Below are 21,986 nucleotides of genomic sequence, written 5' to 3'. Positions count from 1 at the left end.
GGGTCTGCCTGTGCGGCCTCTGCGGGTGGCGGCAAACCAAGCCCCTCCGGCGATTGAGGAGCGGGGGTGCGGGGGCGGAGCCCCCGGTGGGGGCCGAGCCCCGTTTGCCGGCGCGGGCGCCTTGCCGGGGCGCTGCCCCGGACCCCGGTCCTCAATCGCCGGACGGGCTTGAAAGAGGGCCCCGGGCCAACGGAACACCACCGCCGAGCGCAGCACGCGCTCGGCCTAGCGAGGGAGCCGAGATGAGAGGCGTCGTCTTCGACGGCAAACGGACCGAGGTCGTCGACGACCTTGAGATACGCGACCCCGGCCCCGGCGAGGTGCTGGTCGGCGTCGCCGCGGCCGGGCTCTGTCACAGCGATCTGTCGGTGATCGACGGGACGATCCCGTTCCCGCTGCCGGTCGTGCTCGGCCACGAGGGCGCCGGCGTCGTCGAAGCGGTCGGCGCAGGCGTGAGCCATGTCGCGCCCGGCGACCACGTGTCGCTGTCCACGCTCGCCAGCTGCGGCGCCTGCGCCCAGTGCGACCGGGGAAGGCCCACGATGTGCCGCAAGGCGATCGGTATGCCGGGGCAGCCGTTCTCGCGCGGCGGGAAACCGCTGTACCAGTTCGCGTCCAACTCGGCCTTCGCCGAACGGACCCTGGTCAAGGCCGTGCAGGCGGTGAAGATCCCCGACGATCTGCCTCTGACCTCGGCCGCCCTGATCGGCTGCGGGGTGCTGACGGGAGTCGGAGCCGTACTGAACCGGGCCAAGGTCGACCGCGGCGAGAGCGTCGTCGTCATCGGCACCGGCGGCATCGGGCTCAACGTGATCCAGGGCGCGCGGATCGCCGGTGCGCTGACCATCGTCGCGGTCGACTCCAACCCCGACAAGGAGGCCGTGGCGCGGCAGTTCGGCGCCACGCACTTCCTCACCTCGGCCGAAGGGGTCAAGGAGATCCTTCCGCACGGCGCCGACCACGCCTTCGAGTGCGTGGGCCGCACCGAGCTGATCCGCACCGCGATCGACCTGCTGGACCGGCACGGCCAGGCGATCCTGCTCGGCGTACCGGCGGCGACGGCCGAGGCGTCGTTCCTGGTCTCGTCGATGTACCTGGACAAGTCGATCCTGGGCTGCCGCTACGGCTCCTCGCGCCCGCAGCGCGACATCGCGCTGTACGCGGAGCTGTACCGCGAGGGCCGGCTGCTGCTGGACGAACTCGTCACCGAGACCTACCCGGTGGAGGACTTCGCCAAGGCGGCGGACGACGCGCACCACGGGCGGGTGGCCCGGGGCGTGCTGGTCTTCTGAGGAGCGATCGAACGTGCGGGGCGCGGCCGGAGGGACCGGCCGCGGCCCGGTTCCGGCCCCTCAGAGGGGCACGCTCCGGGCATCCTCCCCCTTCTGCCTGCCGATGGCGTCAGGACCGGCCGCCGGCGGCGGCTTGCGGAGGGAGAAGGCGAGCAGGCCGCCCGCGGCGGAGGCGGCGCCCCCGATCCACATCGCGCTGCGGAGCCCGTCGGCCGCCTCCGCCACCGCCGGGACGGCCCCGGCGTCCCCGGCCGTACCCGCGGTGGCCACCGCGACGAGCAGGGCCAGCCCCGCCGCGCCGCCGATCTGCTGCGACGTGCTGGCCAGCGCGGACGCGATACCGGCTTCCTGCGGGGCGACACCGGACGCGGCGCAGGCGAACATCGCGGGGAACGTGATGCCGCCGCCCACTCCCCAGACGACCAGGCCGGGGACCAGGTGCCAGAAGGAGGCGTCGGCGGACATGGCGACCGACAGCGCGACCATGCCGACGCCATTCGCGGTCATGCCCAGGAACAAGGTGGTCCGCGGACCCAGCCGGCCGAGCATCGCCCCGGCCGCCTTCAGTGAGGCCGCCATGGAGATCACCGTCAACGGAACGAAGGCGAGACCGGCCTCCAGCGCGTCGTAACCCAGCACGCCCTGGAGGTAGTTGGTGAACAGGTAGTACGCGCCGCCCAGGGCGCTCTGGAACACCAGGATGATCAGGATCGCCGTCACCAGGCTCCGGTTGCCGAACAGACGCAGGGGGACGAGCGGGTCCTTCGTCCGCTTCTCGACCAGTACGAAGACCGTGAGGACCACGGCACCGGCCATGATCGAACCGGCCCCGCGCAGTGAGCCCCAGCCGGCTTCCGGGCCGCTGACCAGGCCGAGTACGAGAAGTGAGGAGCCGACGGTCGCGAGCAGCGCACCGAAGGCGTCGAAGCCGTTCCGGCCCGGGTGCGTGCGCGCGTCGGGTGCCAGCACGGCGGGCGCGGCCGCGGCGGCGAGCAGCGCGAGCGGGACGAGGACGAACAGCACCCACTCCCACCCCCACGCCTGCGTGAGGACGCCGCCGAGCAGAGCGCCGGCCGCCAGTCCGCCGCTGCCGGCCGCGCCCCAGAGCGCGAGGGCCTTGTTGCGCTGCACGCCCTCGGCGAACCGGGTGTGGATGAGGGCGAGGGTGGCGGGCGTGAGCAGTGCGGCGCCGAGGCCCTGGATCGCGCGGGCGGTGACGAGGAGGGCGGGGCTCCCCGCGAAGCCTCCCAGCAGGCAGGAGAGTCCGAAGACCGTCAGGCCCAGGACGAACACGCGACGGGCGCCGAGCCGGTCGACCGCGCGGCCGCCGAAGAGCAGTAATCCGCCGAAGGCCACCGCGTAGGCGCTGACCACCCATTGCAGGGACTGGGTGCTGAAGCCGAGCGCGCTGCCGATCTCCGGGAGCGCCACGAACACGATGTTGTAGTCGACGGCGACGATGAACTGGGCGAACGCCAGCAGCGCGAGCATCGCCCCGGTGCGCCGCGCCGGGGGGACGGGAAGGGTGACCACTGATCCGACTCCTGAGTGCGCATCTGCGTGCACATCGTGGATTGAACGCCGTGGATTTACTACACGGCGTGTAGTGACTGCACGGAGGTTAGTACCTGCACGCTGTAAGCTGTCAAGCGTGGGAGACCAGACACCGAACCGCCGGGCTCGCCTCCGTGCCGAAACGGGGGCGGAGATCAAGGCGATCGCCCTCGAACTCATGGCTGCCAGCGGGCCGGACGCGATCACGCTGCGGGCCATCGCCCGCGAGATGGGCATGACGGCAGGCGCCATCTACGGCTACTTCGCGACGCGCGACGACCTCATCACCACGCTGATCAGGGACGTGCACACCTCGCTCATCGACACGCTCGAAGCCGCCCGCGACGGGGCGCTCCGCGATGACGCGGCCGGCCGCATGCTGGCGTGGGCCGGAGCGTTCCGCGCATGGGCGCTGGCCAACCCCGAGGGGTTCCGGCTCATCTACGGCGATCCCGTGCCGGGTTACGCGGCCCCTGAGGGAGGCGCGGCGCCCGAGGCGGAGCGGCGTACGTGCGCCGGGCTCACCGGGCTCGTCGCCGACGCCTGGCCCGAAGCGGAGTCCCGCCAGCCGCGGGGCGACTACGCGTGGTCCGACTTCGACCCGCACCTGACGGCCATGGTGCGGGAGCGGTTCCCCGGACTGCCCCCGGCCGCGGTCGCGTTGGCCCTGCGCGTCTGGGGGCGCCTGCACGGACTGGTGTCCCTGGAGGTGTACGGCCACCTGCGCCATCAGACGCTCGATCCGGCGAAGGTCTACCGCGCCGAGATGCTCGACCTGCTCGCCTCGCTGGGCCTCGGGGCGCCGGCGTAGGGCGGTCGCCTCAGACCCGGTCGGCCGCCGTCGACCGGAACGTCCGCCGGTACATCGTCGGCGACACCCCCAGCGCCGCCTGCAGATGCTGCCGGAGGGAGGTGGGGGTGCCGAAGCCGGCGTCCCGCGCGATCCGGTCGACCGACAGATCGGTGGACTCCAGCAGCCGGCGGGCCAGCTCCACCCGCTGCTGGGTCAGCCACTGGACCGGGCTGATCCCGACCTCCTCGCGGAACCGCCGGGTGAACGTCCGTATGCTCATCGACTCCTGCTGCGCCATGTCGCGCAGCAGGATCGGCGACTCCAGCCGGCCGAGCGCCCAGGCGCGGGCGGTGGTCGTGGCCGAGACGCCCGGGTCGGGGAGCGGGCGCTGGATGTACTGGGCCTGGCCGCCGTCGCGGTGCGGCGGTACGACCGTGCGCCGGGCGACGTCGTTGGCGACGGCGGTGCCGTGGTCGCGGCGCACGATGTGCAGGCAGAGGTCGATGCCGGCGGCGACCCCGGCGGACGTGAGGACGTCCCCGTCGTCGATGAACAGGACGTCGGGGTCGACCCGCACGGCGGGGAACAGCTTCTGGAAGTGGTCGGCGGAGGACCAGTGGGTGGTGGCCGGGCGCCCGTCGAGGTATCCGGCCGCTGCGAGCACGTAACTGCCGGTGCAGATGGAGACCATCCGGGTGCCGGGCCTGATGTACGCGAACGCGGCGGCGAGCTCGTCGGTCAGCCGGCCCTCGGTGTAGACGGGGCCGAGTTCGTAGCTGGCGGGGATCACCACGGTGTCGGCCGTGGCGAGCGTCTCCGGGCCGTTCTCGACGGTGATCGTGAAGTCCGCGTCGGTGCTGACCGGGCCGGGCGGCCGGATCGAGCAGGTCACGACTTCGTACAGTTTCCGGCCCCGGTTCAGCGGCTCGGAACCGAGCGAACGGCCGAAGATCCTTTGAGGGATGCCCAGTTCGAAGGGGAGCAGCCCATCGAGGGCGAGAACGACGACCCGGTGCGGCACGGTACGGCCTCCCTTCGCACTAGCTGGTGTAGACCATAAGCTGATACATGTCCTCGGTGTGAAGGAAAAGTCAGCAGACCTCGCGGGCATTCCCGCCGCGGATCATGAAGGCGCTCTGCGCGATGCGCCGCCCCTGCCACCGCTGCCGTGCTCGCCGCTCGGGCCCGACCGGCTCTGGAACCGTAACTTCCGGCTCTTCTTCGTAGCCCGGACCGCCGCCCTCTTCGGCGACGGAATGATCCCGGTGGCGCTCACCGCGGGGCTGCTGGGAGCCGGGCGGCCGCACTCCTCGGTGGGGTTCGCGCTGGCGGCCTGGATGGGCCCGCTGGCCCTGTTCGTCCTCTTCGGCGGCGTCCTGGCGGATCGTTTCACTCCGCGCCGGATGATGATCATCGCCGACGCGCTGCGGCTGATCGGCGCCTCGGTGCTCGCGGTCTCCTTCGCCACCGGCAATCCGCCGCTGTGGGCGGTGTACGCGCTGAGCGCGGTGGCCGGCGTGGGGGCGGCGCTCTTCCAGCCGGGGGTCGCGTCGACGACTCCGCGGGTGGCGACGGACGTGCAGCGCGGCAATGCGGTGCTGCGGGTGTCCGAGGCGCTGATGACCATGGCCGGCCCGGCGTTCGCGGGCATGCTCGTCGGGCTGGCGAGCGCCGGGGCGGTCTACGCGGCCAACGCGACGACGTTCCTGGTCTCCGGCATCTGCCTCTTCCTGCTGAGGCTCGCGCCCGCCCCGTCGGACGAGGCCCCGCGCGGGACGTTCGTCGCGGAACTGGTGGACGGCTGGCGCGAGTTCAGGGCGCGCAGCTGGCTGTGGGGCGTGATCGCGATCTGGACGGTGTACGGATTCGCCGTGCTCGGGCCGATGCTCCCGCTGACCGCCGTCGAGGTCACCGAGGCCCACGGCTCGGGGACGTACGGCGCGATGATGGCGGTGAACGGCGCGGGCAGCGTCCTGGGCGGCCTGCTGGCCCTGCGGCTGCGGCCGCGCCGCCCGCTGACCGCGGGGGCCTTCGCCCTGACCGGGGTGTGCGTGAACCTGGTGGTGCTGGGGCTCGGACTGCCGGTGGCGGCGCTGGGTGCCGGACAGTTCGTGGCGGGTGCGGCGTTCGCGTTCTGGCTGGTGATGTGGTCGACGACCGTGCAGACGCATGTACCGCCGGAGGCGCTGAACCGGCTGCACGCGTACGACGTGGCCGGCTCGCTGCTGATGCTGGCGGCGGGCCGCGCGCTGGCGGGACCGGTCGCGGACCGGCTGGGCGCCCCGGAGGTGCTGCTCGCCGGTGCGGTGATCAACATGCTGGCGGTGGGCGTCCTGCTGGCGGCCCGGCCGATCCGGCGGCTGGAGCGGGTCGGGTGAGCGGGCAGGGGCGAAGTGCGCGCCGGACCAGGGGCGTTGCGGCGGGCGCCGCCGTGCTGACCGTCGCGGCCGGGCTCGGAGTGCGTACCGTGGCGGACGGCGCGGTCGCCACGTACGCGGGTGACGCGCTCTACACCGTCCTGGTCTGCGCCCTCGTCGCCCTGTGCGCACCCCGCGCCCGCCCGCTCGCCGTGGCCGGTGCCGGGCTGGGGATCAGCTGGGCGGTGGAGTTCTTCCAGCTCACCGGCGTACCCGCCGAACTGTCCGAACGCGGCACGGCGGCGCGGCTGGTGCTCGGATCGACGTTCGACGCACCCGACCTGCTCTGGTACGCGGTGGGGGCGGCAGCCGCCTGGGCGGTGTGTGCGGCGGCTACTTCCGGCGCGACCGCTCCTCGGACTCCTGCATCTCGATGACGCGGAGCACATGTGCGCTGGTCTGCCGGCGCACACTGCCCGCGACGAGCAGCCCCGCGCCGGCCACCGAGAGGGGTGCGGAGACGGCCAGGAGGATCAACTGCGTGGGCATGGTGCTGTCCAGCTCGCAGATCGACGACGCGCGGAAGCAGTACAACGAGTCGTCCTGGTCCCACATCAGGAAGCCGAGCCGCACCCACAACCCGCAGGCCACGAGCAGCAGAACGGCCCCCCAGCCCTGCATCAGCGCCGACCTGTGGTGGAAGTGCTGACGTTCGACCCACTGCATGAGAGACCCCCGGGACGTGGACGGAGCGGCGCGGACGCGTACCACTCGCCCTGTTCCGTGTGTCCGGCCGCCGATCGACGCAGATCGTACGCGCATCCGCATCACCGGTCCCTGGCCGGGCGGCGCCTCTGGCCCGATCCTTGCGAACCATGTCCGTCGGGCCACTTACCGGAGGAGCCGCGGAGGCCGGATGCTGGGCGGCGTGACCCAGACAACCGAACCCGCCGCCCGCGACCGCAGCCCGCGGACCGGCCACGAGGTACCCCGGCCCCGCCGCGTTCACCGCGCCTGGATCGTCGCGGCCGTCGCCTTCGTGACGATCATCGGCGGCGCCGCCTTCAACGCCCTGCCCGGGCTGCTCATCGACCCTCTGCACGAGGACTTCGGATGGTCGCGCGGGGAGATCGGGCTGGCCGTCTCGATCGACATGGCGCTGTACGGGCTCACCGCGCCGTTCGCCGCGGCGCTGATGGACCGGTTCGGTATCCGCCGGGTCGTGGTCGTCGCCCTCAGTGCCGTGGCGGCCGGTGCGCTGGCCAGCGTCTGGATGACCGCGGCCTGGCAGCTGATGATCTACTGGGGGCTGCTCGTCGGCCTCGGTACGGGCGCGATGGCGATGTCCTTCTCCGCGACGGTCACCAACCGCTGGTTCGTCGCCCGCCGGGGCCTGGTCACCGGCATCCTCACCGCGGCCGGCGCCTCGGGGCAGCTCGTCTTCCTGCCCCTGTGCGCCTGGATCGTCGACCGGCACGGCTGGCAGCCCGCCTCGGTGACCGTCGCCCTGGCCGCCCTGGCCGTCGTCCCGTTCGTCATGCTCCTGATGCGCGACCACCCGGCCGACGTGGGCCTCGCCCCGTACGGCGGCGAGTACGTCGCCAAGCCCGCGCCCGCGAGCGGGGCGGCGCGCCGGACCGTACGCGTCCTGTTCGACGCGGCCCGCACCGGACCGTTCTGGCTGCTGGCCGGGTCGTTCGCGATCTGCGGCGCCTCCACCAACGGCCTGATCCGCACCCACTTCGTGCCCTCGGCCCACGACCACCACATGCCGATCACCGCCGCGGCCTCGCTGCTCGCCGTCATCGGGATCTTCGACATCATCGGCACGGTCTTCTCCGGCTGGCTCACCGACCGCTTCGACGCCCGCCGGCTGCTGGCCGTCTACTACGCCCTGCGCGGGGTGTCGCTCCTCTTCCTGCCGGTCCTGATGCAGGCCACCGTGGAGCCGCCGATGATCTTCTTCATCGTCTTCTACGGCCTCGACTGGGTCGCCACGGTCCCGCCGACCCTGGCCCTGTGCCGGGAGCAGTACGGCGAGGACAGCGCGATCGTCTTCGGCTGGGTCCTCGCCTCCCACCAGGTGGGCGCGGCCCTGGTGGCATTCCTCGGCGGGGTGGCGCGCGACCACTTCGGCTCGTACGACGTGGTCTGGTACGCGGCGGGGGCGCTGTGCGCGATGGCGGCGCTGATGGCACTGATGATCCGCCGGGTGAAGGGGGCGACCGCGGACGCCGTCGCGGAGTGAGCCGATCTGCGGCTGAAGTGCCGGAACGTGTGTGCCTGTTCTGCGGCTGAAGTGCCGGAACGCGTGGTCCCGTTCAGCCGCTGAAGCGCCCGAACACCCCGCGGTGGAAGAGCAGCGGACCCTCTCCGTCCTCGTCCGCCGTGGCCCCCAGCGCCTCGACCCGGCCGACCACGATCAGATGGTCGCCGCCGGTGTGGACGGCCTGGATGCGGCAGTCGGCCCACGCGGGCACGCCCTCCAGCAGCGGCGAACCGGTCCCGGGGGCGGGGGAGTGCGCCACCCCGGCGAACTTGTCGGCCCCGCTGACCGCGAAGCCACGGCACAGCGCGCCCTGGTCCGCGCCCAGGATGTTGACGCAGAAGGCGCCGGCCCGGGCGATGCGCGGCCAGGTCGTCGACGTACGGGCGACCATGAACGCGACCAGCGGCGGGTCGAGCGAGAGCGAGGAGAACGACTGGCAGGCGAAGCCCGCCGGGCCGCCCGGCCCGTCGGTGTCGCCCGGATCGTGGGCCGTGACGACGGTGACCCCGCTCGCGAAGTGCCCCAGCACCCGCCGGAACTCGCCCCGGTCGAGCGGCAGCCGCTCGTTTTCCGCGACGGCCCGCAGCGAGGGCGGCGGCAGCGGATCGACCCGCTCCGGGCCGGTGGCCGTCGGAGCGCCGACGGACCTGAGGTAGCGGACTGCGGTTGCGGCCATGCCTGCGTGTCCCATCACCCTTCGATTAGAACTGACGAGGCGTCAGATTGGAAGGGCGGGGTCACCCCCGACCTTCGTCAGGGGTGGCCCCTGCCCTTCGTCCCGGGAGTTCCGCCTCCGTCGCTCCTAGGTTCGGGCCTCATGAGAACAGAATCCGGAAGCACGACCCGGAACGCACGGCCCCTGCTCGCCTGCCTGGTCCTGGGCGCGGGGGCGGCCACGGTCGTGGGCCTCGCCCCGGGAGGCCTGGGGAGCGAACAGGCCGTGGAGGTGACCGACGGCGCCTCGGCCTCCGTGTACCGGTCGGTGACCGATGCGGTGGCCGATGCGCCCTCCTGGGCGGGACCGCTGCTGGAGGCGGCCTGCGACGGGACGCTCGTGGCCCTCGGGCTTCTGCTGGTGTGGGTCTGGTGGTGTGCCGTACGACGGGGCGACACCCGGGTCTCCGCCGGTGCGGTGCTCACCGGGACCGGCACCGTGCTCGCCTACGCGATCAGTGAAGCCGTGAAGCTCGTCGTCGACGAGGAGCGCCCCTGCCGGGTTCTGCTCCGTGGCGCGGCGGCGGTCGCCGAGTGCCCGCCACCCGGCGACTGGTCCTTCCCGAGCAACCACGCCACCCTGGCGGCCGGACTCGGCGTGGGCCTGGCCCTGCTGCGGCCGCGACTGGCCGCCGTCACCCTGCCGTTGGCCGGCGCGGCCGCGCTGCTGCGGGTCCTGGTGGGGGCGCACTACCCGCACGATGTGCTGGCCGGTGCGGTACTCGGTGGGGCGGTGGTCGCCGGCGTGCTGCTCGCGTTTCTCCCGATCGCCCGGGCGGCGGCGTCAGTACTCGGCGGGCGGCTGCGCGGGGGCGACGACCCCGGCCTCGTGGGCGACGACCGCGGCGGCCGCCCGGTTGTCTACGCCCAGCCGGGCAAGGATGGAACTCACGTGGGCCTTGACCGTCCCCTCGACCAGGTGGAGCCGCCGCGCGATCTGCCCGTTGGACAGCCCGCCGCCGAGGAAGGCCAGTACGTCGCGTTCCCGGGCGGTGAGCGTACGGACCCGGTCCCGGGCGGCGGTACGGCGGCCGGCCAGGGCGCCCGCACCCGTCGCCGCGAGATGGGCGACGACCCGGGCCGCGACCTTCGGTGACAGATAGGCGGCGCCGTTGGCCACCGCGCGGACTCCGGCGATCAGCTCCTCGGGCTCGCCCGATTTGATCAGGAATCCGGCGGCGCCGCCTCCGAGGGCCTGGAGGATGTAGTCGTCCTCGCCGAAGGTCGTCAGCATCACGACGCCCGTCGCCGGGACGGTGCGCCGGATCTCGGCGGCCGCCTCGATGCCGTTGGTCCCCGGCATCCGGATGTCGAGCACGGCCACGTGCGGGTGGTGGCGGTGCGCCTGTTCCACGGCCTCGTGGCCGTCCGACGCCTCGGCGACGACCTCGATGCCCGGATCGGTGGACAGCACGGCACGGACTCCGGCGCGGATCATCGGCTCGTCGTCGGCGATGAGGACGCGGATCATCTGTCTTCCTTCGTGGTGGGGGAGGGGGCGTGTGGGGCGTTCATGGGGCGAGTGCCTCCTTGGATATCAGCCGGCCGTCCCGGAAGCAGAGCCGGTACGCGTCCCCGGACCGGTCGTCAAAACGGTCGGCCGTCATCGCGTAGTACGCACATGTGATGCCCGGCCCCTTCGGCTCCCCGGTCACGGGCCGCTGTGTGGTCTCGCGTCCGGGCAGCAGGCCCGTGACCGCGGCTCGTTCCTGGCCCACCCGCAGCCGGGCGTAGTCGCCCGGGTCCAGGACGGACTGCCGGGCCGAGTGGATGTCCCACCCCATGAGCGCGGCGCTCAGGACCGCCCACACCGCCAGCGGCAGTACGACGGCGAGGGCCAGGGCCCGGCGGACGCGGCTGCGGGCGTGCCGGTGCTCCGGAGGCAGGTCCTGCTGGACGGCCTCGGGTACGGCGGCGGGGAGGTGGACGGGCGGGGCGTGCGGGAGGTGTGCGATGACTACGAAGCCGTCGTCGTACGGGCCGTGGGTGAAGGTGCCGCCCGCCAGCCGTACGCGTTCGGCCAGCCCGATCAGCCCCAGTCCGGTGCCGGGGGCATCCGTTCGGCCCGTCGGTCCGGTCGCCGGGCCGTTCCCGACCCGCACCGTCGTCACCCCGCCTCCGTGAACCAGCCGCACGTCCACCCGGGCCCGCGGCGCGTGCTTGGCCGCGTTCGTCAGGGACTCCTGGACGACGCGGTGGGCGGCCCGGGCGGCCGGCGGGGGCATGTCCGCGGCGTCGCCCTCGGTGTGAAGGGTGACCGGGAGACCGGCGGCGGCGGCTTCCGCGACGAGCCGGGGGATGCCGGTGCCCGGAGGTCCGGGCGGCCCGTCGCCCGCCTCCTCACGCAGGAGGCCGATCACCTCGCCGAGCCGCTCCACCGAGGCGGCCGCCCGGGCCCGGATGTCGCCGGCCGCTGCCCGGTGGACCTCGTGCAGCCCGGGAGCGAGTTTGAGGGCGCCCGCCGACAGGGCGATGAGGCTCAGCTCGTGTCCGAGGACGTCGTGCATGTCCTGCGCGATGCGGGCCCGTTCACGGGACCGCGCCTGTTCCGCGACGAGCCGTTGCTCGCGCTCCAGCCGTCCCGCCCGCTCCCAGCCGGCCCGTACGAGCTCCTGGTACTGACGCCAGAAGCGTCCCGCGAACCACGGCAGCATCGCGGCCACCACGACCACGGCGACGAACCGGCCCGCCATCAGCAGCCAGGACGGCACCAGAGCCACCGCCACCACTCCACCGGCCACCACCGTGACGAGCACCAGAACGGTCGGCCCGGTCCTGCCCGGCTCGCGCCCGGCCACGAATGCCGTCACCGCGGCGGGCAGCGCCCACCACAGACTGACCGTGCTCAGCGCGACGCAGGCCGCAGCGGCGACGGTCCACAGATGCCCCGGGGCTGCGGCCCGCCGGACCGCGCCGCTGATCTTCGTTCTCTCCACCCCGTCGACCGTACGCATCCGGAGGCCGGGGCGGCACTGCCGAAAGTCAGGGGTATCCACGAGGTGAGCGGCAACCCGTCGTAGGCATCTGCGACAGCTGGTGGCGCAATAGTTACTCTGAGTTGCCAGAGGTGATGGGGTGAGTGGAGACGCAAGATGACCAGTGCTCCCGACTACGGGCAGGGCATCGACTCCGAACGCGCCGTCAACTACCCGGGACTGAAGTCCCGGGCTTGCTGCTCGGGTCATCACTGGCTGTGATGGGTCCCGGCTGCGTCCGGCTCTCACGCGATGAGTGTGAGGGCTGGGGCCGTTGACTGGGCCCCGCAGACCCATGCCATCCACCCTCTTCGGGTGATGTTGTGGGACGAGTTGTGGTCCGCGTGCTCGATGAAGCCGCAGGCCTTGCACGCGAAGCGGGCCTGGGTAGGCCGGTTGGTGCGTGCGGTGTGGTGGCACTGGGAGCATTCCTGGCTGGTGTACGCCGGGTCGATGTAGATCACCGGTACTCCGGCCTTCTTCGCCTTGTAGGCGATGAACGAGCCGAGCTGGGCGAAGGGCCAGGAGTGGAGTGTGGTGCGTTGGGGCTTTCTCAGCCGTGCCCGCTCGCGGATACCCGTCAGTTCTTCCAGGGCGATCCCACGACCGGTGCGTTCAGCCTCCGCCACGATCCGCTTCGAAATCTTGTGGTTGATGTCCTTGTTGCGGCGGGCTTCCTTGCCCGCGTACTTCTTCGCCCGCCGCTTCGCGGACTTCGTGCCCTTCTTCTGGAGCTTGGAGCGCAGCGCCCGGTCGTTCGTACGCTTGCGGTTGGTCCGGCGCCCGCAGTGGCGCTCGCCGTCGGACGTGGCGGCGATGTTCACGATTCCCAGGTCGACCCCGACGAAGCCCACCGGGTGAGCGTTGAGGGTCTTCTCGGGGATCTCGCACGTCGCGATCAGGAACCACTTCCCGCCCTGGCGGACCAGGTCGGACTCACCGTGGCGGTGCCGGGCCAGCACGGCCAGCTGCTCTGCTTGCCCGGTGAACGCCATGCCTTTCAGCCGGCCTGCCGTGGTCCAGATGGAGACCGTGCGGGCCTGGTGCTGCCAGGACAGCATGCGGTCGTCGTAGGGCTGGGCCGCGTTCTTGCGGAAAGTGACCGGCTTGCCCGAGACGCGGGTGTGGCGCTTGGTGCCGGGCCGGCCGTACCGGCCGCCTCGGAGGTTGGCCTTCAAGGTGGTGTAGGCGTCACAGGTCTTTTTGATCGTGTGCTGGGCGGCCTGCGCCCCCAGTCCCCAGCGTTGTCTGATCTCGGTGTAGGTGTGCTTGCGCAGGCCCAGGGGGCGGTGCACGCCCTCCTCGAAGGCGACCTGCGCGGCCCAGGCAGCAGCCTCGTTGCAGACGTGCAGGGTTTCCTCAAGTGCCTCCGCCTGTACGGGCGGCGGCAGGAGTTTGACCCGCACCACCAGCTTCATGACAGCGAGGCTAGCACTCCTACAATCAGTCCATGTCACCTCGATGGGAGCCAAACCCCGATCTGAGGAGGGGTAGAACAGTTGTCTACACCCTTCACGCGCACTTGGTCTTCACCCCGAAGTACCGACGCGGCCCCTTCACCGACGAGATCCTCGTCCGATGCGAGGAGATCATGCGGGACGTCTGCACCGACTTCGGCGCTGAGCTGACCGAGTTCAACGGCGAAACCGACCACGTCCATCTCCTGGTCCACTATCCCCCCAAGATCGCACTGTCCCGGCTGGTCGGCTCCCTCAAGGGCGTCTCCGCCCGCCGACTGCGCCAGGAGTTCCCCGCCCACATCCGCCGCTACCTATGGGGCGACCACTTCTGGTCCCCGTCCTACTTCGCCGCTTCCGCCGGTGGGGCTCCACTCAAAGTGATCAAGGAGTACATCGAGAACCAGAAACGCCCCGGCTGAGCCTTCACGTCCGGCTCCGCCGGACCGGCCGTCCCCACGCTCCGCGCCGCCTCGATTTCACCGACTCCGCCGGTCACGCCACCGCGACGCTCCGCGTCGCAACCACGGGACGCGATTCCTCCCGGGCGTGAACGCCCGGGGCGCCTCGCAAGAATCCGCTGAAATTCGCCGTACAGCGCATCCGCGGAGATCGTGTCCAGATCATCGACGGGACCATCGAGGCCGTTTCACCGACGTGGGACCACGAACGCGCCGCCCGGGTGGTCCGCCGCCAGATCGAGGACCGTGCCGACGCACTCGGGTGCGTCGAGGGCTCGGGGAATCTGGACCTGCCGGGGTCGTCGAACTGGTACGTGCCCGACATCGCCGTCGTACCCGAGGAGCTCGCCAAGGGCGGCGGGGCGCTGCTCCCCGACCAGACGCTCCTCGTCGTGGAAGTCACGTCCGAGTCGGACGCGGAGACCGACCGGGTCGTGAAGCGCCGCCGGTACGCCGAGTACCGCGCACCCCTCTACCTCCTCGTCGACCGGATCGAAGGCAGCGTCACCCTGTTCTCCGAGCCCGGTGAACTCGGCTACACCCACGTGGACGGCCCGCATCCGTTCGGTACGGTGCTGCGGCTGCCGGACCCGTTCGGCCTGGACCTGGACACGAGCGGGCTGTCCGCCGCGTGACGCGGGCGCCCCTCACACCCCCCGGTACTTCGGCACCCGCCGCTCCACGAAGCTCGCCACGCCCTCGTTGGCGTCCTGCGTCGTCATGTTGATCTCCTGAGCCATCGCCTCGGCGGCGAACGCCGTGGCCCGGTCCGCGTCCAGCGACGCGTTGACCAGCTGCTTCGTGAGGGCGATCGCGCGGGTCGGCCCGTCGGCCAGCCGCTGGGCCCAGGCCCGTGCCGTCGCCGTCAACTCCTCGTCCGGCACCGTCCGGTTGACCAGGCCCAGGCGCTCCGCCTCCGCCGCCGGCAGCGAGTCCCCGAAGAACATCAGCTCCTTGGCGCGCTGCGGGCCGATCAGGCGCGGCAGCAGGTACGCCCCGCCGCCGTCCGGTACGAGGCCGCGGCGTACGAACACCTCGATGAACTTCGCCGACTCGGCGGCCAGCACCAGGTCGCAGGCGAACGCGAGGTGCGCGCCGATGCCCGCCGCCGTGCCGTTGACCGCCGCGATGACGGGCTTCTCGCAGTCCAGGACCGCGGCGATCAGGCGTTGGGCGCCGAGCCGGATCGTGCGGGCCACGTCGCCCGGCACCCGGTCGCCGGTGGCGGGAGAACCGGTGGCGGGGGAACCGGTGGCGGGGGCGCCGCGCAGGTCGGCGCCCGCGCAGAAGCCGCGGCCGGTGGCGGTGAGGACGACGGCCCGGATGCCGGGGTCGGCGGAGGCCTCGGCGAGCAGCGCGATGATGCGTTCGCGCTGGTCCCAGGTGACGGCGTTCATCGCCTCCGGGCGGTTGAGCGTGATCCAGGAGACGCCGTTGTCAGTGGCGTGGAGTATCAATGATTCAGGCGATCCGGACGGGTCGGCGGGGTCATTGGTGTCTTCGGGGGAGGACGGCATGAGGCAGCTCCTGAGCGGGTGGCGGGCCCGGTGGCGGGGTGGACGGTCGGCGTGGTGGCGGGGTCGGTCAGCGGCAGACCGCCAGCGCGTCCAGGGCGACCGCTCCCTGTCCGCGGCCCAGCACCATCAGCGGGTTGATATCGAGTTCGCTGAGGTCGTCGCCGAGTTCCAGGGCCATCCGCTGCACCCTCAGGACGACTTCGACGAGGGCGTCCACATCCACCGGCGCACCGCCCCGCACGCCTTCCAGCAGCGCCCGGCCGCGCAGTTCGCCGAGCATCGCCCGCGCCTGGTCCTCGCCGAACGGCGGCACGCGCACCGCCGCGTCGTGCAGCACCTCGACGAGCACGCCTCCGAGGCCGACCGTCACCGTCGGCCCGAACAGGGCGTCCTGCGTGACGCCGACCATCATCTCGACGCCCCGCTCGACCATCTGGCAGACCAGGATGCCGTCCAGCTCGATGTCCTCGTAGCGCGCGATGTCGGTGAGTTCGCGATAGGCGTCCCGCACCTGGCTGGCGGAGGTGAGACCGACCTTGACCAGGCCCAGCTCCGTCTTGTGCGCCAGCCTCGCGCCGGACGCCTTCATGACGACGGGGTAGCCGACGAGCCCCGCCGCCCGGACGGCCGCTGCGGCGCTCGTCACCAACTGCTCCCGGGGCACCCGGATTCCGTACGCGCGCAGCAGCTGCTTCGCCGCGTGCTCGCTCAGCTGGTGGCCCGGGCGCATCAGTGCCTGCGCCTTGCGGAAGGAGGGCGACGGGGTGCGCGGCGCCTCGTCGAAGGGGGAGCGGTAGGAGGCGGTGAACCGGTGGTGGTCCAGATAGGCCTTCACCGCGGTGATGCAGTTGCCGAACGTACGGAAGGTGGCGACGCGGGACGAGCCGAGCAGCGTCGTGCGGTAGGCCTCCTCGGTGCCGACCGGCGACCCCCAGATCACGCACACCAGCTTGTCCGTGGCCTCCGCCGCGTCCACCAGGTCCTGCGCGAGCCTGTCGCTCATCGGCGGGAAGGGGCCGGTGATCGGACAGATCAGCACCCCCACCTCGGGGTCGGCGAGGATCGCGTCGATGATCTTCCGGCCGCGCCAGTCGCCGACCGGGTGGCCGCCGTTGTCGACCGGGTTCGCCACGTTCAGGTAGGAGGGGATCCAGGTGTGGAGCTCGGCCTGCTTCGCCTCGGACAGGACCGGGATCGACAGACCGGCCTCCGTCGCCAGGTCCGAGAAGTGCGCGCCCGTGCCGCCCGAGATCGAATACACCACGACGCCGTCGGCGAGCGGCTTGCGGGCCCGGGCCAGGAGGGCCGCGGTGTCCTGGAGTTCGTCGAGACCGTCCACCCGGATCACGCCGAACTGCCGCATCGCCGCGTCGACGACCTGGTCGGCGCCGGTCAGCTTGCCGGTGTGTGACGCGGCCATCCTGGCACCCGTCTCCGTACGTCCCACCTTGACCGCCACCACCGGGACCCCGGCCCGTGCGGCCCGGTCCGCGGCGAGCAGGAAGGAGCGCCCGTCCTTGAGCCCTTCGACGTAGCAGGCGATGGCCCCGACCTCGGGGCGCTGCGAGAAGTACGCGATGAAGTCGGAGGTCTCCAGATCCGCCTCGTTGCCCGTGGGAGCCCAGTGCGAGAGCCGCACCCCCAGCTCCTGGAGCGTGTAGACGGGGCGTCCCTGGTGGCCGGACTGGGTGATCAGCGCGATCGCCGGCCCGTCCAGGTCGTCGCGGAACTCCTCGAACGCGTTGAGGTTGGTGTTCGGGCCGAGCAGGCGCAGCCCCGACCGCTCCACGGCGGCGGCCAGCCGGGCCTGTGCGGCGGCGCCCTCCGCGCCGGTCTCGGCGAATCCGGAGGCGAAGGCGACGGCGAACTTCACCTTGGCCTGGGCGAGTTCCTCGATGACCGGGAGCGGGTCGCCGACCAGCAGCACTGCCAAGTCCACCTGTTCCGGCAGATCGGCGACGGAGGGAGCGCAGGCCCGGCCGAAGACGGACTCGCGGGTGGGGTGCACCGGATACAGCCGTGCCCCGACCCGCTCGGCCCAGGCGATCAGCTGGCGGGTGATCCCGGTGTTGGGGCGCCCCTCGGTGTCGGACGCGCCGATGACGGCGACGGACTCCGGCCGGAAGAACCGGTCCAGATCCGGTACGGGCGCGTGCAGCGGGCGGCCGCTGACGTCGAGGTCGCCCTCCGCGGCGGCGGCCGCCATGCTGTGGACGGCGGCGTGCGGTTCCTCGCCGCAGGCCACCACCCTGGCGCGGAAGTCGGTGGTGAGGGTGCCGTGAGTCGATCCAAGCATCGTTCCGCCCACTCCTGCTCGAAAGTCCGTCGGCACGTGCGGTGCCCGGGCACAAAACTGACGCTCTGTCAGGTTACTGAACTGACGGCCCGTCAGGAATGGGTGTGCAGGGAAAGGTTGAAGGCGGTGGCCCGGGAAAGCCTGAGAGCGGTGGTCCGGGATCTTCCCCGGACCACCGCTCTCAACCCCGGGAGTGCCCCCATGGGCGTCAGGGCGCGGCGACGGCCTCATTTCGCGACGCGCTCGCCCGAGCGGCAGGGCGCGGTGACGACCTCTCTCGCGACGCGCTCGCCCGAGCGGACGGCGCCGTCCGTGCCCGGGAGGGGTGGGGCGGGTCAGACGGTGCGCGCCAGCCGCTTCGCGATCTTCTGGGCGTCCAGGGCCATTTCGCGGAACATGCCGCTGATGGGGTTGGTGAACCCGGTGAAGTACAGGCCGGGCGCCTGCTTCGGCGTACGGCCGCCGTGCGCCACCGGACGGCCCCGCGCGTCCAGCACCCCGAGATGGCCGACCAGCGGTTCCAGGGCCCGCAGATAGCCGGTCGCGGCGATCACCGTGTCCGGGGTGATCCGGGTCCCGTCCGCCAGTACCACCGCGTTCTTGTCGAACGACTCGACGGCCGCCACCGGCACCACCCGGCCGCCCTTCACCGCGTCGATCAGCCCCACGTCCTGGACCGGGATCGCCCCGTCCTTGACCCGGGAGTACAGGCCCGTATCCGGGCGGGGCAGCCCCTGTTCCGCGAGGTCGGGCACCGCGACGCGGGCCATCAGGCCGCCCGCCCGGTCGACGAGCGCGACGGGCAGCCGGCGCACCAGGATGCCGGTCGCCTGTGCGGGCCAGCCCGCCGTGGAGCGGCGCACGATGTGCGGAACGGTGCGCACCGCGAGCCGTACGCGGGACGCGCCGCCCTCCACCAGGTCGACGGCGATCTCCGCCCCCGTGTTGCCGACGCCCACGACGAGGACGTCCTGGCCCGCGTACGGGGCCGGGTTGCGGTACGCGGAGGCGTGCAGCAGCTCGCCCGTGAAGGTGTCCCGTCCGGGCCAGTCGGGGATCCGAGGGGTGTGGTTGTAGCCGGTGGCCACGACCACGGCCCGGCCGGTCAGTTCACGCCCGCCGGTGGCGGTCAGCCGCCATCCGGTGCCGTCGGCGGCCCGGTCGATACGGGAGACCTCGACGCCCGTCACCACTTCCAGCTCGTGGTGCTCGGCGTACTTCTCCAGGTAGCGCACCACGTCGTCCCGGGAGACCCAGCGGCCGAACCTGCGAGGCATGGGCAGTCCGGGCAGGGCGGACCAGCGCCGGGTGGTGTGCAGGTGCAGCCGGTCGTAGTGGCGCCGCCAGGACGCCCCGACGTCAGCGGACTTCTCCAGGACCACCGCACGGACCCCCTGCTCGCGCAGGGCCGCGGCGGCGGCGAGGCCGCCCGGACCACCGCCGATGACGTAGACCGGGCGGTCCTCGGTGATGTCGGTGGGGGCCGGGGTGCTGCTGCTACCGGCGGTAGCTGTGCTGTCGGACATGGTTCGGAGCGTAATCGCGCGCCCCCTTGATGGGTCTCGGTCAAGACCGGAATCGATTGCGAATTGATCACGGGTGCGCGCCTCTTGCGCGGGCCGCCGCCATCAGGTGAACTGACGTACCGTCAGATCTGGCGAACGGGAGGCCCCATGCGGACGATCTGGCTCGACGGAGCCCAGTGGCTCGCCGTGCTCCGAATAGGCCTCGGCCTGTGGTGGCTGGAGAGCTGGCGCCACAAGGACAGGAAGGGCTGGTTCGAACGCGGCACCGGCATCGCCTGGGCGTCGGACGTCGCGGGCAAGCACCGCTGGCCGGTGGTCCGGACCGGCTTCGAGAAGATCGTCGCGCCCCGGCCGAAGGCCATGGCGTACCTCGTCGTCTACGCGGAACTGGCCCTGGGGCTGGGCCTGGTGACCGGCCTCCTGACCCCGGTCGCGCTCGTCGCGGGGCTCCTGCTCAATCTGCTCTACCTGGTGCTGATGATCCACGACTGGGCCGAGCAGGGACAGAACGCGATGATGGCCCTCATCTCCCTCGTCGCCCTGTTCGCGATGTCCTGGCAGACCTGGTCCCTGGACCGGGCGTTCGGGCTCTTCCTGTGACGGGCGCGAGGCAGGCCCCCCGCTACGACCTCCCGGAACCCGACGCGTTCACCCGCCCCTACTGGGACGCCGCCGCCGAGGGGCACCTGCTGCTGCGGCACTGCCGCGCCTGCGACCGGGTGCACCACTACCCGCGCGAGTTCTGTCCGCACTGCTGGAGCGAGGAGGCCGACTGGGTGCGGGCGAGCGGCCGGGCCACGCTCTACACCTGGTCCGTCGTCCACCGCAACGACCTGCCGCCGTTCGGCATGCGCGTCCCGTACGTCGCCGCGGTCGTCGATCTCGCGGAGGGGCCGCGGATGATGACGGAGATCGTGGAGTGCGAGGAGAGCGCGCTCGCCATCGGGATGGAGCTGCGGGTGACGTTCCGGCGGGAGGAGGGGGCCGAGGCGGTGGCGGTCTTCCGGCCCTGAGCGGCGCGTGCGGGGACGGTGTCCCGTCCACCGGGACGGAGCCCCGCCCGGTCGGGCCGGACCGGTTTGGATGCGTACCACCGGTCCGGTTGCCCCGACTGCTGGGAGTACAGGCATGTCACTCGAAGGACGCGTCGCGATCGTCACCGGCGCCGGGGACGGGATCGGAGCCGCCGTGGCCCGGCGGCTCGCCGCCGAGGGCGCCCGGGTCGTGGTCGCGGAGCTGAACGAGGAGACCGGACGCGCCACGGCCGAACAGATCGGCGGCCGCTTCGTGCGCACCGACGTCAGCGACAAGGCGCAGGTCCTGGCGATGGTCGACACCGCCGTACGGGAACGGGGCACCGTCGACATCCTGGTCAACAACGCCTGGGGAGCGGGAGATGTCGGCCGGGTCGAGAACAAGACCGACGCGATGCTGGCCCGCGGCCTGGGCGTCGGCTTCTACGGGCCGCTCTGGGCGATGCAGGCGGCTTTTCCGCACATGAAGGCGCGGGGCTGGGGCCGGGTCATCAACATGTGCAGCCTCAACGGCGTGAACGCCCACATGGGAACCCTGGAGTACAACGCCGCCAAGGAGGCCCTGCGCACCCCGACCCGCACCGCTGCCCGTGAGTGGGCCCCCACCGGGGTCGTGGTCAACGCGATCTGCCCGGGCGCGAAGAGCGCGGCCTTCCGGCGGATGATGAGTGAGCACCCCGAACCGGAGGGGCAGGCCGACGCCACGAACCCCATGGGGCGGATCGGCGACCCCGACCAGGACATCGCCCCGGTGGCGGCGTTCCTCGCGGGTGAGGGCGCCCGCTATGTGACCGGCAATACGCTCTTCGTCGACGGCGGGTCACACATCAACGGAGTCGCGTGGGCCCCGGACCTGCCGTGACCGGCCTTCGCGGACAGGACCCGGGCGGAGGCCGGCATCCGTGCGGTGGCACGCTGGTGTTCTTGATCCGCACAGCCGCGAGGGACAACACCGCATGAGCACCGGCAGCTACTACGAGCGCATCGACGAGCACTCCTTCAAGCCCACCACCCACGCGAGCGGCGCGTGGAGCACGGACGAAGTGCACTTCAGCCCACTCGGTGGCCTCATCACCCACGCCATCGACCGGCATCTGGCCGACCGGCCGGGCGAGCCGCTCCTGCTGTCACGGATCAGCTTCGACATCCTGGGCCGGCTCGCGCTCGACGCGTGCGAGATCCGGGTCGAGACCATCCGGCCCGGCCGCACCATCGAGCTGGTCGAAGCCGTCGCCCTCATCGGAGACCGTCCCGTCGTACGCGCCAGGGCCTGGTGCCTCGCCACCGGCGACACCGGCGCCGTCGCCGGTGGCGAGGCCGACCGGCTGACCCCTCCCGAAGCGCTCGCTCCCTGGCCCATGGGCGAGCTCTGGCCGGGCGGCTACATCGCCTCGCTCGACGTCCGCCCGCTCGGGCCGCCTCTGCCGGGCCGTACGACGGCCTGGATCTCCACGTCGCTCGCCCTCGTCGCGGGCGAACCCGTCAGTCCGCTCGCGTCCTACGTGGCGCTCGTCGACACCGCCAACGGCATCGCGGTACGCGAGCAGCCCACCGCCTGGATGTTCCCGAACGTCGACCTGACCATCCACCTGCACCGCCGGCCGGCGGGCGACTGGACCGGGCTCGACACCACGGTCGTCTTCGGCCCCACCGGCCAGGGCATCACCAGCACCGTCCTGCACGACATCAACGGACCCGTCGGCCGGGCCGAGCAGATCCTTACCGTCCGGCCCGTGTAGCG

21 protein-coding genes and 1 pseudogene are annotated in these 21,986 nt (G+C 72.2%); 12 read left to right on the top strand and 10 right to left on the bottom strand.

All coding sequences use genetic code 11. From position 1 onward, the window contains the following. Nucleotides 1-242: 242 nt before the first annotated feature. Entirely contained in the window at nt 243-1,292 is a 1,050-nt protein-coding gene (locus OG959_RS15585) for a Zn-dependent alcohol dehydrogenase (RefSeq protein ID WP_326658848.1), read from the top strand. A 60-nt stretch (nt 1,293-1,352) separates the two neighbouring features. On the opposite strand, the gene OG959_RS15580 is transcribed toward OG959_RS15585, so the two are convergent. Next, nucleotides 1,353-2,825 (bottom strand): MFS transporter, encoded by a 1,473-nt coding sequence (locus tag OG959_RS15580; RefSeq protein ID WP_326658845.1) that lies wholly within the window; start codon nt 2,823-2,825, stop codon nt 1,353-1,355. A gap of 118 nt (nt 2,826-2,943) precedes the next feature. Here OG959_RS15580 and OG959_RS15575 point away from each other — a divergent pair, with 118 nt between their 5' ends. Continuing rightward, nucleotides 2,944-3,657, top strand: coding sequence for a TetR/AcrR family transcriptional regulator (locus OG959_RS15575; RefSeq protein WP_326658843.1), 714 nt, complete (start codon nt 2,944-2,946; stop codon nt 3,655-3,657). Nucleotides 3,658-3,667: 10 nt separating this feature from the next. Here the strand turns inward: OG959_RS15575 and OG959_RS15570 are convergent, their stop codons facing one another. Then, on the bottom strand, nt 3,668-4,660 hold the full coding sequence (locus tag OG959_RS15570; RefSeq protein ID WP_326658841.1) for a GlxA family transcriptional regulator: 993 nt from the start codon (nt 4,658-4,660) through the stop codon (nt 3,668-3,670). A 115-nt stretch (nt 4,661-4,775) separates the two neighbouring features. On the opposite strand from OG959_RS15570, the gene OG959_RS15565 reads away from it, so the two are divergent. Then, nucleotides 4,776-6,017, top strand: coding sequence for an MFS transporter (locus tag OG959_RS15565; protein ID WP_326666401.1), 1,242 nt, complete (start codon nt 4,776-4,778; stop codon nt 6,015-6,017). Continuing rightward, nucleotides 6,014-6,433 (top strand): ribosomal maturation YjgA family protein, encoded by a 420-nt coding sequence (locus OG959_RS15560; protein ID WP_326658839.1) that lies wholly within the window; start codon nt 6,014-6,016, stop codon nt 6,431-6,433. Before OG959_RS15565 ends, OG959_RS15560 begins: the two co-directional genes overlap by 4 nt. Here OG959_RS15560 and OG959_RS15555 read toward each other — a convergent pair. Then, nucleotides 6,390-6,722 (bottom strand): hypothetical protein, encoded by a 333-nt coding sequence (locus tag OG959_RS15555; protein ID WP_326658837.1) that lies wholly within the window; start codon nt 6,720-6,722, stop codon nt 6,390-6,392. The genes OG959_RS15560 and OG959_RS15555 overlap by 44 nt on opposite strands. Nucleotides 6,723-6,924: 202 nt before the next feature. Between OG959_RS15555 and OG959_RS15550 the strand changes: the two genes are divergently transcribed. Beyond that, nucleotides 6,925-8,244 carry an MFS transporter gene (locus OG959_RS15550; protein WP_326658835.1) on the top strand — a complete coding sequence of 440 codons (1,320 nt, stop codon included), beginning with the start codon at nt 6,925-6,927 and terminating at the stop codon, nt 8,242-8,244. 73 nt (nt 8,245-8,317) lie between these two features. Here the strand turns inward: OG959_RS15550 and OG959_RS15545 are convergent, their stop codons facing one another. Further along, the gene (locus OG959_RS15545; protein ID WP_326658833.1) at nt 8,318-8,941 is read right to left on the bottom strand and encodes a flavin reductase family protein; all 624 of its coding nucleotides are present in this window, start codon (nt 8,939-8,941) and stop codon (nt 8,318-8,320) included. A 141-nt stretch (nt 8,942-9,082) separates the two neighbouring features. Between OG959_RS15545 and OG959_RS15540 the strand changes: the two are divergent. Beyond that, a pseudogene (locus tag OG959_RS15540) lies at nt 9,083-9,805 on the top strand (phosphatase PAP2 family protein); the annotation flags it as partial. On the opposite strand, the gene OG959_RS15535 reads toward OG959_RS15540, so the two are convergent. The 3 genes from OG959_RS15535 to OG959_RS15525 form a co-directional block, all read right to left on the bottom strand. Next, entirely contained in the window at nt 9,764-10,450 is a 687-nt protein-coding gene (locus OG959_RS15535; protein WP_326658831.1) for a response regulator transcription factor, read from the bottom strand. The pseudogene OG959_RS15540 and the gene OG959_RS15535 overlap by 42 nt on opposite strands. Nucleotides 10,451-10,490: 40 nt before the next feature. Next, on the bottom strand, nt 10,491-11,933 hold the full coding sequence (locus OG959_RS15530; RefSeq protein ID WP_442805744.1) for a sensor histidine kinase: 1,443 nt from the start codon (nt 11,931-11,933) through the stop codon (nt 10,491-10,493). Between the two features lie 266 nt (nt 11,934-12,199). Next, nucleotides 12,200-13,372 (bottom strand): RNA-guided endonuclease InsQ/TnpB family protein, encoded by a 1,173-nt coding sequence (locus tag OG959_RS15525; RefSeq protein WP_326658829.1) that lies wholly within the window; start codon nt 13,370-13,372, stop codon nt 12,200-12,202. A 32-nt stretch (nt 13,373-13,404) separates the two neighbouring features. Between OG959_RS15525 and tnpA the strand changes: the two genes are divergently transcribed. After that, nucleotides 13,405-13,833 (top strand): IS200/IS605 family transposase, encoded by a 429-nt coding sequence (gene tnpA, locus OG959_RS15520; protein ID WP_326658827.1) that lies wholly within the window; start codon nt 13,405-13,407, stop codon nt 13,831-13,833. Between the two features lie 158 nt (nt 13,834-13,991). Then, the gene (locus OG959_RS15515; protein WP_326666397.1) at nt 13,992-14,507 is read left to right on the top strand and encodes a Uma2 family endonuclease; all 516 of its coding nucleotides are present in this window, start codon (nt 13,992-13,994) and stop codon (nt 14,505-14,507) included. 12 nt (nt 14,508-14,519) lie between these two features. Here OG959_RS15515 and OG959_RS15510 read toward each other — a convergent pair whose 3' ends face one another. The 3 genes from OG959_RS15510 to OG959_RS15500 form a co-directional block, all read right to left on the bottom strand. Beyond that, nucleotides 14,520-15,389: an enoyl-CoA hydratase/isomerase family protein gene (locus OG959_RS15510; protein WP_326658824.1), complete on the bottom strand. Its 870-nt coding sequence runs from the start codon at nt 15,387-15,389 to the stop codon at nt 14,520-14,522. Between the two features lie 67 nt (nt 15,390-15,456). Then, the gene (locus OG959_RS15505) at nt 15,457-17,685 is read right to left on the bottom strand and encodes an acetate--CoA ligase family protein (protein ID WP_326658822.1); all 2,229 of its coding nucleotides are present in this window, start codon (nt 17,683-17,685) and stop codon (nt 15,457-15,459) included. A gap of 335 nt (nt 17,686-18,020) precedes the next feature. Further along, nucleotides 18,021-19,211 (bottom strand): flavin-containing monooxygenase, encoded by a 1,191-nt coding sequence (locus OG959_RS15500; protein WP_326658819.1) that lies wholly within the window; start codon nt 19,209-19,211, stop codon nt 18,021-18,023. A gap of 147 nt (nt 19,212-19,358) precedes the next feature. On the opposite strand from OG959_RS15500, the gene OG959_RS15495 reads away from it, so the two are divergent. From OG959_RS15495 to OG959_RS15480, 4 genes are all read left to right on the top strand, one after another. Beyond that, nucleotides 19,359-19,811 carry a DoxX family protein gene (locus tag OG959_RS15495; RefSeq protein WP_326658817.1) on the top strand — a complete coding sequence of 151 codons (453 nt, stop codon included), beginning with the start codon at nt 19,359-19,361 and terminating at the stop codon, nt 19,809-19,811. After that, a complete protein-coding gene (locus OG959_RS15490) occupies nt 19,808-20,224 on the top strand; it encodes a Zn-ribbon domain-containing OB-fold protein (protein ID WP_326658815.1) in 417 nt (138 codons plus the stop codon). Before OG959_RS15495 ends, OG959_RS15490 begins: the two co-directional genes overlap by 4 nt. A gap of 115 nt (nt 20,225-20,339) precedes the next feature. Continuing rightward, on the top strand, nt 20,340-21,107 hold the full coding sequence (locus OG959_RS15485) for an SDR family NAD(P)-dependent oxidoreductase (RefSeq protein ID WP_326658813.1): 768 nt from the start codon (nt 20,340-20,342) through the stop codon (nt 21,105-21,107). A gap of 94 nt (nt 21,108-21,201) precedes the next feature. Beyond that, nucleotides 21,202-21,984 carry a thioesterase family protein gene (locus OG959_RS15480; RefSeq protein ID WP_326658811.1) on the top strand — a complete coding sequence of 261 codons (783 nt, stop codon included), beginning with the start codon at nt 21,202-21,204 and terminating at the stop codon, nt 21,982-21,984. Nucleotides 21,985-21,986: the final 2 nt, after the last annotated feature.

The organism is Streptomyces sp. NBC_00385 (assembly GCF_035917155.1).
Lineage (GTDB): Bacteria > Actinomycetota > Actinomycetes > Streptomycetales > Streptomycetaceae > Streptomyces > Streptomyces poriferorum.
The sequence above is the reverse complement of the archived record's forward strand: the minus strand, read 5'-3'. Positions and strand labels throughout refer to the sequence as shown.

Excerpts from the sequence above, each read along its gene's own strand:
- OG959_RS15545 (WP_326658833.1), bottom strand. The coding sequence starts at position 8,941 with ATGGCCGCAACCGCAGTCCGCTACCTCAGGTCCGTCGGCGCTCCGACG.
- OG959_RS15480 (WP_326658811.1), top strand. The coding sequence starts at position 21,202 with ATGAGCACCGGCAGCTACTACGAGCGCATCGACGAGCACTCCTTCAAG.
- OG959_RS15535 (WP_326658831.1), bottom strand. The coding sequence starts at position 10,450 with ATGATCCGCGTCCTCATCGCCGACGACGAGCCGATGATCCGCGCCGGA.
- OG959_RS15530 (WP_442805744.1), bottom strand. The coding sequence starts at position 11,933 with ATGCGTACGGTCGACGGGGTGGAGAGAACGAAGATCAGCGGCGCGGTC.
- OG959_RS15555 (WP_326658837.1), bottom strand. The coding sequence starts at position 6,722 with ATGCAGTGGGTCGAACGTCAGCACTTCCACCACAGGTCGGCGCTGATG.
- OG959_RS15495 (WP_326658817.1), top strand. The coding sequence starts at position 19,359 with ATGCGGACGATCTGGCTCGACGGAGCCCAGTGGCTCGCCGTGCTCCGA.
- OG959_RS15500 (WP_326658819.1), bottom strand. The coding sequence starts at position 19,211 with ATGTCCGACAGCACAGCTACCGCCGGTAGCAGCAGCACCCCGGCCCCC.
- tnpA (WP_326658827.1), top strand. The coding sequence starts at position 13,405 with ATGTCACCTCGATGGGAGCCAAACCCCGATCTGAGGAGGGGTAGAACA.
- OG959_RS15510 (WP_326658824.1), bottom strand. The coding sequence starts at position 15,389 with ATGCCGTCCTCCCCCGAAGACACCAATGACCCCGCCGACCCGTCCGGA.
- OG959_RS15485 (WP_326658813.1), top strand. The coding sequence starts at position 20,340 with ATGTCACTCGAAGGACGCGTCGCGATCGTCACCGGCGCCGGGGACGGG.
- OG959_RS15525 (WP_326658829.1), bottom strand. The coding sequence starts at position 13,372 with ATGAAGCTGGTGGTGCGGGTCAAACTCCTGCCGCCGCCCGTACAGGCG.
- OG959_RS15505 (WP_326658822.1), bottom strand. The coding sequence starts at position 17,685 with ATGCTTGGATCGACTCACGGCACCCTCACCACCGACTTCCGCGCCAGG.
- OG959_RS15585 (WP_326658848.1), top strand. The coding sequence starts at position 243 with ATGAGAGGCGTCGTCTTCGACGGCAAACGGACCGAGGTCGTCGACGAC.